This window comes from Pseudomonadota bacterium (assembly GCA_039024915.1).
GTDB lineage: Bacteria > Pseudomonadota > Alphaproteobacteria > Rhizobiales > MH13 > MH13.
The window spans coordinates 1-12018 of record JBCCPK010000002.1 but is presented as its reverse complement, the minus strand read 5'-3'; the positions used below and the strand labels follow the sequence as shown (position 1 = coordinate 12018).

Sequence of the window (12018 nt, the reverse complement as noted above, 5' to 3'; positions counted from 1 at the left end):
TGGAGGGTTCGAAGGTCAGGTATATGACCCGCACGAGTGATACGGCGGCGCTGTCAGCGCCGCCTTTTGTGAAACGTTCACGCTGGTTGGAGTAAGATGCGCGAGCACCTCAATGAAAGCCTGAAAGACGCCGTCAAAGCGAAAGATAGCCGCAAGGCCTGTACGCTTCGGCTGATTAATGCTGCCATCAAGGACCGCGATATTGCGGTTCGGTCGAGTGGCTCGGAGAAGCTGTCAGACCGCGAAATCATCGATCTGTTGGCCAAAATGGTCAAGCAGCGCGAGGAATCAACGCGTATCTACGAGGAAGCGGGCAGGCTCGACCTTGCTGGACAAGAGCGCGATGAAATTGCGATCATTCGTGAGTTCATGCCGCGCCAGCTCAGCGAGAGTGAGGTGAGTGCCGCCGTCATTCGGGTCATCGATGAGACCGGTGCCGAAGGCTTGCGCGATATGGGTAAGATTATGAGCGCAATGAAGTCCCAGTTTCCTGGGCAATTCGATGCCTGCAAAGCGTCGTCGGTCGCCAAGCAGCATTTGTCAGCTGCCGCATCATAACGCGGCCGCACAACCCGCACGATAGGTGCCGTCCGCGACGGGCGGTATGGAGATGCGATGATCCGGTTCAGCGACGGTTTTCTGTCGGCTATTCGCGATCGATTGCCTCTATCGGATGTCGTCGGGCGCCGGGTTAGCTGGGATCGTCGAAAATCGAAGCCAACGCGCGGTGACCATTGGGCCTGTTGCCCGTTCCACTCTGAGAAGACGCCTTCCTTCCATGTGGACGATCGCAAGGGGCGTTACCACTGCTTTGGCTGCCAGGCGTCTGGTGATCATTTCCGCTTCGTCATGGAGACCGAAGGCCTGAGCTTCCCTGAAGCCGTCGAAAAGCTGGCTGGGGAGGCGGGCCTTGCGATGCCGACGCCCGATCCGGAGGCGGCGAGGCGGCATGAGGCGCGACTCAAGCTGCACGACGTTCTCGAGCTTGCTGCAACGTTTTTTGAGCAAGCCCTCCAATCGCGAGACGGTGCAGACGCCTTGGCCTATGCGGAGCGGCGCGGACTGGATGCAGCTTTGCGCGCGACGTTTCGGGTCGGCTACGCTCCAGACCGGCGCGATGCGCTTCTAACCTACCTGCAAAACCGAAATGTGCCAGTGTCAGCTATGGTCGAGACCGGTCTGGTCATCCAGCCGGAGGAGCCTGGGAGACAGCCTTACGACCGTTTTCGCGGCCGGCTCATGGTCGCCATCGAAGATTTGCGCGGCCGCGTTGTCGGGTTTGGTGGTCGTGTCCTAGGGCAGGGCGAGCCGAAATATCTCAACTCGCCCGAAACCGAGTTTTTTCGCAAGCGAGAGATGCTGTTCAACGCGCAGCGCGCTCGTGAGGCCGCCCATAGGTCTAAGCGCCTTTTGCTGGTTGAAGGTTACATGGACGCCATCGCGCTGCACCGCGCGGGATTCGCCGATGTGGCCGCGTCGCTTGGAACGGCGCTGGGCGAAGAGCAGATCGCGCTGATGTGGCGGATGACCGACGAGCCTATCCTATGTTTTGATGGTGATCAGGCGGGTGTTGCGGCAGCCCATCGCACGATGGATCGGGTTCTTCCGCTGTTGAAGCCGGGAAAGAGCCTTCGGTTCTTATTCCTGCCGCAAGGCCAGGACCCCGATGACTTCCTCGCTGAGCATGGCCCCCAGGTCTTTGCGGCTTTGCTCGACAAGGCGGAACCTCTCATCGAGGCGTTGTGGAGCCGCGAAGTTGGCAGCCACGACGTTTCAACGCCTGAGCGTATGGCGGCCTTTCAGAGTTCGTTGGGACGTCTCAGTGCCAGCATTGGCGATGGATCGGTTCGCGCACATTATGACCAGGCGCTGAAAGATCGGTTCTACGCCTTTCGGCGATCACTGCGGGCGGCAGGGACGCCGGGGCGCTCAGGGCCCGCAGGTATGGTGGACCGGAACGCGCTTGCTGGTGGAGGCTATGGGGCGAAGACGGTTAAAGCGCCAACGCCGATGTCCTTGGAAGCTCAGCTGGTTCATATTGCAGAGATATTTCCTCAGCAGTTTGCCGAATTCGAAGATCGCGATCCCGGCTCACTGTTTGAAGATCCGCTTGCGGCGCAGCGGCTGGAACGGATCGCCGGCCATAGTGCCTCGTCGGATCTCGATCAGAACGACCAGCCAATGATGGTCGTACCGTCGTTTCCGCTGCTGGAGCGGGACGCGTCTCCCAGGATCGTGTCTATGGTGATGGCTTACCTGATCTCGCGGCTCGAACTGCGCGCTGTGCAGCGGGATGTCGAGCGCAGCCAAGCCGACGTTCTTGAAGATGAAGCAGCGCTCGAGCACGCTTTGGCACTGAGCACGGAAGCGCGCACCATGCAGCAGCGGCTTGCCGAACTTGAACAGGCGCTCGACGAAGAGGCCAGCTTGTTGCGGGTGCAGCAAGCCCGCTAGAGTAAGAGCAAGGTTCTGCGTTCTGTTTGTCGCCTGGAAGGCGAAAGAAAGCGCTCAGTTGTGGCCGATTCAGCACGATGGGTGGTTGCAACCCCCATTTGCGGCCTTATTTTAGGATCAAGCGCGGGAAAAGCGGGCTGACCTATGCAAGGCGCCCGAATGTTGAAGCCGACGCCTCAAATTGAGCGACACCGGGCTGCCTTTTTGGTTTGCCCGGCTAAGAAGGTTTTACGTTTGAGCCAACGGTCTGTGGCGCGCTTCGTACGATGTGTGTTGGACGCTGGCTAACGACGAGCGCTCCATCGGTCATAGACCTTTGAGAGTATGGTTAGGGGCCGGTTAACGCGAAGCGTGCACACTGGCCCGATTGAGGTTGCGACGAGCGGCATTGATTTGCTCGTCATGTGCAAAGGAGTGGGCTTGTCCATGGCTGCAAAGCAGGCTGAAGCCACCGTTACCAGCGAAGCACCCGAAGCGAGCGATGGTCCGCTGTTGGATCTGAATAACGCTGCTGTCAAAAAGATGATCAAGGCCGCGAAGAAGACCGGCGTTGTCACCTACGATGAATTGAACGCCGTTCTCCCGTCCGATCAGGTTGCGTCGGAACAGATCGAGGACATCATGGCGATGCTCAACGACATGGGCATCAACGTGGTGGATGGCGAAGACGCCGAAGAGACGACCGAAACGTCTACGGCGGTTGTTGAAGCGCCGACGACCGGCAAGGCCGTTGCAACGACTACCAAGCGGGACTCCTCAGATCGGACCGACGATCCGGTGCGCATGTACCTGCGCGAGATGGGCACGGTTGAGTTGCTGTCTCGCGAGGGCGAGATCGCAATCGCTAAGCGCATTGAAGCCGGTCGCGAAGCGATGATCGCGGGGCTGTGCGAAAGCCCTTTGACTTTTCAGGCAATTATCATCTGGCGCGATGAATTGAATGAAGAGCGTGTTCTGCTGCGCGACATCATCGATCTTGAGGCGACGTACGCCGACCCGGAAGGTAAGGGGATTCAGCATCCACCGCCAACCCAGCCCGGCGGCCAACCGACTGCTGCAGCGGCGGCCGCTGCTCAAAAGGTGCCAGTCGCGGCAAACGATGATGAACGCGTGCCGGAAGGGCGCGAGGGCGACGGGGATGGTGATGGCGACGAGGATGATGACGATGAAGACGACATCAATCTGTCGCTCTCCGCAATGGAAGCCGAACTCAAGCCGAAAGTCGTTGGCGTGTTCGATTCCATCGCCGACAACTACACAAAGCTCTCCAAGCTTCAGGACGTCAATCTTGACGGGCGCACTGGCAACCAGCTGACACCCAGCCAGGAGCGTCGCTTCAAAGAGCTCAAATCTGAGATCATCACAGCGGTCAAAAGCCTGCAGTTAAATAACAACCGCATCGAGGCCCTCGTCGAGCAGCTTTATGCGATCAACCGCAATCTTGTTTCGATGGAAAGTCGCCTGTTGCGCCTAGCGGAAAGCTACGGTGTCGATCGCACCGAGTTTCTCAAGACGCACCAAGGTTCTGAGCTGGACGCAAACTGGGTCCGGCGCGTAGCGGGCCTGTCGTCACCTGGCTGGAAACGGCTTATCTCCGACGACAAGGACCTCGTGAAAGAAATCCGGGGTGATATTCGCCAGCTGGCAACAGAGACGGGTTTGAACGTCGCTGAGTTCCGCCGCATCGTGAACAAGGTGCAAAAAGGCGAACGCGAAGCTGCCATCGCGAAAAAGGAGATGGTCGAAGCCAATTTGCGGCTCGTGATCTCCATCGCCAAGAAATACACCAACCGCGGGCTGCAGTTCCTTGATCTGATCCAGGAAGGCAATATCGGCCTTATGAAGGCGGTGGATAAATTTGAGTATCGCCGTGGTTACAAGTTTTCCACCTATGCAACATGGTGGATCCGTCAGGCGATCACGCGTTCGATTGCGGACCAGGCGCGTACGATCCGCATCCCGGTTCACATGATTGAAACGATCAACAAGATCGTCCGGACGTCTCGCCAAATGCTCCATGAGATCGGTCGTGAGCCGACGCCTGAAGAGCTATCCGAGAAGCTTGCGATGCCGCTCGAGAAGGTGCGCAAGGTCCTCAAGATCGCCAAGGAGCCGATTTCGCTGGAAACGCCGGTTGGCGACGAAGAAGACAGCCATTTAGGCGACTTCATCGAGGACAAGAATGCGGTCCTGCCGATCGATGCTGCAATCCAGTCAAACCTTCGCGAGACAACCACGCGCGTGCTTGCATCACTCACGCCGCGCGAAGAGCGCGTCCTACGCATGCGTTTCGGGATCGGCATGAATACCGACCATACGCTTGAAGAGGTCGGCCAGCAGTTTTCGGTGACGCGCGAACGTATTCGCCAGATTGAAGCGAAGGCTTTGCGTAAGCTGAAACACCCCAGCCGGTCGCGGAAGCTCCGCTCTTTCCTCGACAACTGATACGCGACTTATCCGGTAACCCGCGGCCAGCGTGCGGGTTACCCCTCCATCGCGCAGCGTGGTGTTCATAGAGCCCTGACCTCTATCCTGAGCGCCATGACCCATCTGCCCCCAAAACTGACGGAGTGGCTATGTCCTTCTTCAAGAAATTGTTCGGTGGCGGGGGCGAGAGTTCGTCCACGTCGGTCACCGCGCGCGAAACCTATGAAGGGTTCATCATTGAAGCGGCGCCAATACCCGAAGGCGGACAATTTCGGCTTCGAGCTTTCGTCATGGAAAGCGATGAGCCGGACGCGCGAAAGCATACGCTGATCCGCGCTGATCTGTTTCCGTCTGCTGATGCGGCATCCCAGTTTGCTGTGACGAAAGCCAAGCAAGTCATCGATGAACAAGGGGCACGACTTTTCGACGATTAGAGGTTCGGCGGCGGATCGCCCGGGGTCTGCGAGTGAGAGCCACCGCCGAATGCCAGCGAAGCCGGGAAGTACAACCGGTCTACAAAAAAACCCAGGGTAGCACCTCGGGTTTTTCTTTGGAGGGCTAGCGCGTCAGACGTAGCTCGCCGACCGAGCCAGCGATTGAATTGAACGCGCCGACTAGCTCGTTCGATGTGTTGACGTGGTACGCCATCGACGTTTCGGTCGCACAATCATCCCAAAGCCTGCGAGCATCATTGCTATTGAGGCCGAAGGTTACCGTGTAGACAATGACGCCGGCAGCTTTCGCATTGGTGCAGGCGGCGAGCGTTCTCTCGTCGATATAGTCGCGACCGCTGGATATCGACGTTCCCAAACGACCCATGCGTAAGTGGCCGTAAGCCGAGTAGTCACTCAGCGTCGCGCTCTGATCGGAACGGACCAGTTGGTTGACGCCATCGGTCATCACAACCATCACCTTATTTGCATCGCCGTATGGCACGCCTTCGGTGAACGGCGCCGAGGGAGACAACGCTCTCCAGCCCCAGACCACGCCCTGCGAGGTTTGCGTCCCACCGTTGTTCCAGTGGCTCATGCCGCTGACGCGCTCAGTGAGCAGGTCGTAATCGTTGGTCAATGGCAGGATCGGGTCTCCGCAAGCCTTGTTCGGCCCGGTGGTGCGGGGCGGGACTTCGTCGACAACAGGCGTGTTGGAGGCGTTGTACTTCATCGCGCTGTACGCCCGGCCCCATGTATTGGTTGCCAAATCCGTATCAGCTACGAATGGCCCGTCATCTAGCCAGTTGTTGCTGGTGCTGGGTACCCACCACGCGAAATCATCAACATCGTCCATCCAGAAATACGGCACCCAAAGTGTATTCGGATTGCTCGGATCTGCTGGGACATCCAGCACGTCGAACGGCTCAGGCCGGGCCTCGACGCACCCCTTCCATTCGACATCCACAAGATCGAACAGCTGCCAGTGGCTCATCGGATCGGGGTTCGCGATGTAACATTCGTCGACAATGGTGTACTCGTAAGGGTCTGCCGCCATTGCGGGTGTCACGCCAACAAGCTCCTTGAGCACATCGGTAACCAGCGCAACGCGTTCGCCCATCATGTCCATGACCGGACTTATGTTCGAGGGCGAGAGAGACGCGCCATCGCTTCCGCTGCCGCTATTGTCCCAGTCGGCTCCGCCGCCACCGGTGGGCCAGTCGCACCAATTGTATTTCGCCAACCAGCGGGTCTCGATAAGATCAGCATGCCAGCGGGATCGACCGTCAATGTCCAGCCAGTTCTGCTGCATCTGTCCATTGCCGATATTGACCGAGGCAACATACGGGACAATTGCAATCGAGGTATTCTCGTTGTCGCCATCTTCCATGACGACATCGACAAAGTCTTGCGCTGCAGTGCGCAGCGTTGTCATGCGCTGCGACATGGACCCCGTGTTATCAAGGACCAAAGCAACCTCAAGATCTTCATATTCCGCAGCGACCGAAGAGAACGCACCCAACTCGATGTAGTCCACACCCATCACCGCCAGCATCGCCGTATCGATGTTCATGCTCGCGGTGGCTTCGATGACATTATCGTTCACATCCTGATCAACATGAATGGTCAGGCTGCCCGCGCCATGGCCATTGTCCAGTATCGCCAGCACGCGCTCCTTAATGATGCTGGCTGCCTGTTGGTCGGACAGATTCGGCTGCTGCGCCACCGAAAGCGCGGCTGCATCCAGCGCATTCTGCAGTTCGCTGTCTGCGCTGGAGGCACGGCTGAAATCTACCGCAGCCGCAACCATACCCATGACAGGTATCATGCTGATGGCCATCGTCACGACGACGGTGCCACGCGTATCCTGTCTGAAGCGTTTGATGAGTTTCGAAAACGCCTTCACTGTCTTATTCCTTCTTCGACCGGACCTTGCCCTTGGAACAGACAATAGCCGAGCCCTCTAAAGGAACTTGGGCAGAAGTGACGCAAATTGCGTTGCGGGCGTTTACTGGCCGTTTAGCATCCGGTGTACCCCTTCAGCTCCGAGAGCCGCATGCTAGCGTGTGCCGCCATTGTCGATTGCCCAGACGATTGTGACGATGGCGCGGATCGATTGTTCGCCGGTTGCGATCGGGACCGATTCAGCAATTGCGTCCGCGGCCATGGCCGCCATGCGCGGCTGCATTCCCCTCGGTTGCGGCGTGTTCTGGCTGATCGATATGACCCGTCCCAGAGCCACACCAGCCGCCTCGGTCAGCAGCTCTGCCTCAGCAAGTGCCTTTTGCACGGCTTCCCGCCTGGCGTTCTGCATGAGTTCGTCCGGCTCGTCGACGGCGAAGCTCAACCCACCCATTTCGTTAACGCCCGCGTCAATCAAGGCATCGAGTGCTTCTCCAATTGCCGCGAGATCACGCAGCCGAAGGGTCAGATTGTTTGAAACCGTGTAGCCATCGATCCTGGGGGGTCTGCGCGTGCCGTTTTGCGGCTCGAAATAGGTGTACCGAGGGTTCACCGACAGCTGACTGGTCTGCATATCCCGATTGTCTACACCCAGCCGCTGCAGGGTCTGGAAGGCCTGCTCCATGATCTTTGAATTGGCGTCGAGCGCTGCGCGTGCGGTGGGAGCCTCTGTTACTGCGCCCGCCCGTATAACTGCGATGTCGGGCTCGGCCAGGACGCTCGATGTTGCTGTCACAGTGATTGTTGCCTCGCGAAGTGTTGCCTCTGGCGCGGTAGACGGGCCTTCCTGGGCGAGGGCAGCTTTGAAAGTTGCACAGACACTCAGCAGCAGTGCGATGACAGACATGATGAGCAAGCGGCGAGAGTTGACGGCAATCATTTGGTGCGCCTGTTCCTGTGGACGGGAGCGTGGTTTGGCGCGGAGATTGCGGCGGGATTAGGACTGTTGGGTGCTATCGTGTCTGGAGGCGAGTGATTTCTCGCTACTAGGGACGCAAATCTTGATTGTACCGCTGATCACGTCCATCGAGCGATTGACGTTTATCCACGCTCGCGGCATGAGACCGATGCTTACCATGCGGCTATGGGCCTGTAGCTCAATTGGTTAGAGCCGGCGGCTCATAACCGCTTGGTTGGGGGTTCGAGTCCCTCCGGGCCCACCATGCAGTCTTCTAGACGCTCTTAAATCCTTTGACATTCCGAAATTATCAATTTTTTCAGTGGTTTGTGAGCCAGTAGTCAGAACAATCGGACAAGCGTAGTCTCCCTCGACCGCCATATATCACACCGGTGCCACTCGGTCTCTCCGGGGGCGGTTTTGGCTCCAGGCGTTTCGAAGGGCGATGGTTCGCGACTGACAGGCCGGGTTCAACGCTGCGAGTGCGGTCGGAGGCTAGTGGTGTGGGAAGCTTTAATGACCTCTTCAACCGGCTTCGAATGCGATTTGAATGAGCAACTAATAGGTCGTCACCCTTCCCGACCCGTCGATCGTTCAGGTTTGCTGGTGCTAGGCCTGCGACTGGGCCCGATCCGTATGCGTCACATTCCGAGCGCTTTGCGTTGATCCGTCCAGACAAGGGGTAGCTCGGCAAGCCTGGTAAGATCGTCCACGGTAAGGGTTGGCGGCTGAGTACCATCGAGGATGGCCGCGGTGATCGCCGGATCAAGGAAGGCGAGGGGAAGGATGCGGCTTACTTCCGAGGCTGGCACCTTTCGGGCCTTGGCAACATCGGCGATCGTTGCGCCGCCATGCCCAGTGAGGTCATGCAGGTAGGTATGCGCGCGGACGAGGAGAGCGACCAATCTCGGTTCTGGAGACCGGATTTGCGGATGATCACCCGTCAGCACGACCTTTGCCTCGACGCCGCGCCGACGCAACTGAAAAGGCTGCACGGTTTGATGGAGCTCGTGCTCGGCGGGATCGATCGTAGGTGGCGTCATACCTAGAAGATAAGCGACGAGGGCAGCGCTGCGGACTGTGAACGTCAACTTGCCAGGTTCGATGGTGATCCTGTGGAAGGTAATGGCGAGCAGCCGCTTTCGCTCTTCGACCGCCGCATCGCCATAGCTACGGGCAAGCCGCTCTGCTGCCTTCAGAACATCAATGCTATCGCTGGCGATCCCGCGGTTCGGAAGGCCGGATAGCAGAATGTACTGGGTTTGCAGGATACGCAAAAACTCCTGCTCAACGGCGCGCTCGAGTTCCCTGGCAGGAAGACGCCAACCGCCTGGATCGGCATCACGCTTGCGCAGCCTGCCCAGCCGTGCGGAGATGTAATAGCCGCTGCGCTTGCGGGCTTTAGAACTGTGCGTAGGCGTAAGGCGGTCGCCCGTCTCGTCGAATACCAGGCCAGTTAGCAGATGCCTGCCTTGCGAGAGCTTCCAGGATGCATGGGCGTGCCGCTGCTCTGCCCGCACGCGTTGCGCCTCGTTATATAGATCCAGGTCGACGATCGGATCATGAGCGCCGTCGAAGGTCTCGTCCTTGTGCCGGACCAGACCGATGTAAACAGGGTTGGAGAGCAGGTGGTAAAGCCAGCCATTGTGAACGGCCCGCTCGAAGCCGTACGGGGGCCGGGCCTTCAAGTCGGAGGCCAGGGCACGCACCGACTTCAAAGTGATGTAACGCTTGAAGATGTCGACCACGATGCAGGCTTGAGGTTCATTGGGAACCAGGGCCTTGTCGATGATCTGGTAGCCAAACGGAACAGTGCCGCCCATCCATAGGCCCCTGCGCCGTGAGGCAGCGATCTTGTCGCGAATGCGCTCCGCTGTGACCTCGCGCTCGAACTGGGCAAACGATAGCAGCACGTTCAAGGTCAGCCGCCCCATGGATGAGGTGGTGTTGAACTGTTGGGTCACCGAGACGAACGCAACCTGATGGCGTTCGAACAGTTCGACCATGCGCGCGAAGTCGGCCAACGATCGTGTCAGCCGGTCGATCTTGTAGACCACCACCACATCGATATGCCCGTCCCTGATCTGCGTAAGCAGCTGTTCGAGGGCAGGGCGGTTCATCGTGCCGCCCGAGACCCCGCCATCGTCGTATCGCTCGCGCAGTTCCTTCCATCCAAGTCCACCCTGAGATGCGATGAAGGCTGAGCAAGCTTCCCGCTGCGCATCGAGTGAGTTGAAGGCCTGATCGAGTCCATCTTGGGTGGACTTGCGAGTATAGATCGCGCAGCGCTGACGGACGGCGTTGCTCATAGCCCAAAGAACCTCGGCCCCGACCAGTGGGTCCCGGTGATCCGTCGCGCGACCGCCGTCAGAGAGCGGAAGGTATTACCATCCATGACGAACCCCTCAGCCGTGACATCAACGATATAGGTCCTGCCGTTCCACTCACGGATCAGACGGGTACCCATAGGTGGGGCGGAGGATCGCGCTCCCTTCCCACGCTCACCACCATCGGCGCTCGCTGTCGCGACGCATGGTTGCTTTAGGCGATGAGCCTCGTTCATCCGTCGCTTGAGTTCAGACTTCACGCGACCGACGAGATGAGGGCTGGATCGCGCTTGGATGTGCCACGCCGATGAGTGTTCCAGAAGCCGCCGCCGCACGCCCTTTGGCGGCGGGCACTTATAGGCCCGCTCCCATAAAGCTACGAGCTGATCCCTCGACAGCCCAGCGAGATCATCGAGCTGCATCCTATGGTACGCCCTGGGCAACCGCGACCTAGGCTTAGCGCGGCTCATCGGAGACCACGCTGATGTAGACCGTCTCACCCTTGCGGTTCTTGCGGCGCTCGATGGCCACGCCCTCTTTGCGAAGACCCGATAAAGCTGCCCGCACGCTGTGCGCCTGCCAGCCGGTCGCCGACATCAGCGCAGTCACGGTCGCGCCAGCTTTACGGGCAAGCAGCCGACGCAGAACGACGTTCTTGGGCTCGCGTTGATCGGTCGAAGCTGCCCCTGTTCGGGAAGGTCGCTGATCGTTGGTGGTGAGCTGCGTCGCAACCTCCGACTTGGTCGCGGCGCCGTTAGCTTTGGAAACGCCTGGCTGTGTATTCGCGCGCTTCGGGCCGGTCTGCTTGTCGTCTTGGCTTACAATTGTATCGGTCATTTGGTTCTCCGTCGGTGATGTTACGGCGCTTGATGGCGCCACCGACGAAATCCCGGAGCCCGGGCAAACCAAGCAGGCCTCGTAAGGTGACCATGCTTGGTACGCCCACTACCGCTCGTTCGAGAATAGAAGTCCAGTCCTTTTCGAAGGTGGACTGCACTTACAACTACTCAGCACCCGACGGGCCGTAAGGTGCGCCGGAGAGCGATGCCGCCAAGGCCAACAAAGACCGCTTAATCCCCATTCCAGACCTTAGCGGCACTGCGAAACACGACTTGCCAGGACGGACAGCAGACAGTGGCTTCGGATGGAGCGGATAACCGCATTGCGGACAAAGCAGTCATCAACTCATAAGCGACTTTTGGCGGGAAGCTGACATTCTCCGTTCAACAAACCAGGCTCCGCTACATCCCCAAAGCATGAGCAATCGGGCTTAGCGCATAGACGTCGAGCACCTTAGTGTTGAGCGGAAAGACGGGCTTGCGATCTCGGAAAACGTCGAAGTCTAAAGAAGCGGCGGTCGCCTTTTCACTGTTTCTGGTGCTAAGGCTTGACCCAACGGAAAATATGCCCGCTGGGAGCGCATCATGGCCAACTTCGTCGTAACCACAAATCTCGACGAGAATGACAGCGGCGCGACGGTTGGCTCGCCCATTGGGGCGGGGCTGTCGTTGCGAGAGGC

9 protein-coding genes and 1 tRNA gene are annotated in these 12018 nt (G+C 58.8%); 5 read left to right on the top strand and 5 right to left on the bottom strand.

Annotated elements, in window-relative coordinates; all coding sequences use genetic code 11:
• Nucleotides 1-96 precede the first annotated feature (96 nt).
• From AAF739_03320 to AAF739_03305, 4 genes are all read left to right on the top strand, one after another.
• Nucleotides 97-558 (top strand): GatB/YqeY domain-containing protein, encoded by a 462-nt coding sequence (locus tag AAF739_03320; protein ID MEM6381677.1) that lies wholly within the window; start codon nucleotides 97-99, stop codon nucleotides 556-558.
• Between the two features lie 57 nt (nucleotides 559-615).
• Nucleotides 616-2454: a DNA primase gene (gene dnaG / locus AAF739_03315; protein ID MEM6381676.1), complete on the top strand. Its 1839-nt coding sequence runs from the start codon at nucleotides 616-618 to the stop codon at nucleotides 2452-2454.
• Nucleotides 2455-2880: 426 nt separating this feature from the next.
• Nucleotides 2881-4899, top strand: coding sequence for an RNA polymerase sigma factor RpoD (rpoD, locus tag AAF739_03310; GenBank protein MEM6381675.1), 2019 nt, complete (start codon nucleotides 2881-2883; stop codon nucleotides 4897-4899).
• Between the two features lie 131 nt (nucleotides 4900-5030).
• Nucleotides 5031-5315: an HlyU family transcriptional regulator gene (locus tag AAF739_03305; protein ID MEM6381674.1), complete on the top strand. Its 285-nt coding sequence runs from the start codon at nucleotides 5031-5033 to the stop codon at nucleotides 5313-5315.
• Nucleotides 5316-5439: 124 nt separating this feature from the next.
• Here the strand turns inward: AAF739_03305 and AAF739_03300 are convergent, their stop codons facing one another.
• Both AAF739_03300 and AAF739_03295 read right to left on the bottom strand, forming a co-directional pair.
• The gene (locus tag AAF739_03300; GenBank protein MEM6381673.1) at nucleotides 5440-7218 is read right to left on the bottom strand and encodes a TadE/TadG family type IV pilus assembly protein; all 1779 of its coding nucleotides are present in this window, start codon (nucleotides 7216-7218) and stop codon (nucleotides 5440-5442) included.
• 153 nt (nucleotides 7219-7371) lie between these two features.
• Nucleotides 7372-8154: an SIMPL domain-containing protein gene (locus AAF739_03295; GenBank protein MEM6381672.1), complete on the bottom strand. Its 783-nt coding sequence runs from the start codon at nucleotides 8152-8154 to the stop codon at nucleotides 7372-7374.
• Between the two features lie 206 nt (nucleotides 8155-8360).
• Between AAF739_03295 and AAF739_03290 the strand changes: the two genes are divergently transcribed.
• Nucleotides 8361-8437, top strand: a tRNA-Ile gene (locus tag AAF739_03290).
• A 376-nt stretch (nucleotides 8438-8813) separates the two neighbouring features.
• Here AAF739_03290 and AAF739_03285 read toward each other — a convergent pair.
• The 3 genes from AAF739_03285 to AAF739_03275 are packed head-to-tail and all read right to left on the bottom strand — an operon-like array spanning nucleotide 8814 to nucleotide 11336.
• Nucleotides 8814-10481 carry a recombinase family protein gene (locus AAF739_03285; GenBank protein MEM6381671.1) on the bottom strand — a complete coding sequence of 556 codons (1668 nt, stop codon included), beginning with the start codon at nucleotides 10479-10481 and terminating at the stop codon, nucleotides 8814-8816.
• Entirely contained in the window at nucleotides 10478-10921 is a 444-nt protein-coding gene (locus tag AAF739_03280) for a DUF2924 domain-containing protein (protein MEM6381670.1), read from the bottom strand. The genes AAF739_03285 and AAF739_03280 overlap by 4 nt, the downstream gene beginning before the upstream one ends.
• Before the next feature lie 34 nt (nucleotides 10922-10955).
• Nucleotides 10956-11336: a DUF3489 domain-containing protein gene (locus tag AAF739_03275; protein ID MEM6381669.1), complete on the bottom strand. Its 381-nt coding sequence runs from the start codon at nucleotides 11334-11336 to the stop codon at nucleotides 10956-10958.
• Between the last annotated feature and the right edge of the window lie 682 nt (nucleotides 11337-12018).

Coding starts and splice junctions, on each gene's coding strand:
- dnaG (MEM6381676.1), top strand. CDS start 616: ATGATCCGGTTCAGCGACGGTTTTCTGTCGGCTATTCGCGATCGATTG.
- AAF739_03275 (MEM6381669.1), bottom strand. CDS start 11,336: ATGACCGATACAATTGTAAGCCAAGACGACAAGCAGACCGGCCCGAAG.
- AAF739_03305 (MEM6381674.1), top strand. CDS start 5,031: ATGTCCTTCTTCAAGAAATTGTTCGGTGGCGGGGGCGAGAGTTCGTCC.
- rpoD (MEM6381675.1), top strand. CDS start 2,881: ATGGCTGCAAAGCAGGCTGAAGCCACCGTTACCAGCGAAGCACCCGAA.
- AAF739_03280 (MEM6381670.1), bottom strand. CDS start 10,921: ATGCAGCTCGATGATCTCGCTGGGCTGTCGAGGGATCAGCTCGTAGCT.
- AAF739_03320 (MEM6381677.1), top strand. CDS start 97: ATGCGCGAGCACCTCAATGAAAGCCTGAAAGACGCCGTCAAAGCGAAA.
- AAF739_03295 (MEM6381672.1), bottom strand. CDS start 8,154: ATGATTGCCGTCAACTCTCGCCGCTTGCTCATCATGTCTGTCATCGCA.
- AAF739_03285 (MEM6381671.1), bottom strand. CDS start 10,481: ATGAGCAACGCCGTCCGTCAGCGCTGCGCGATCTATACTCGCAAGTCC.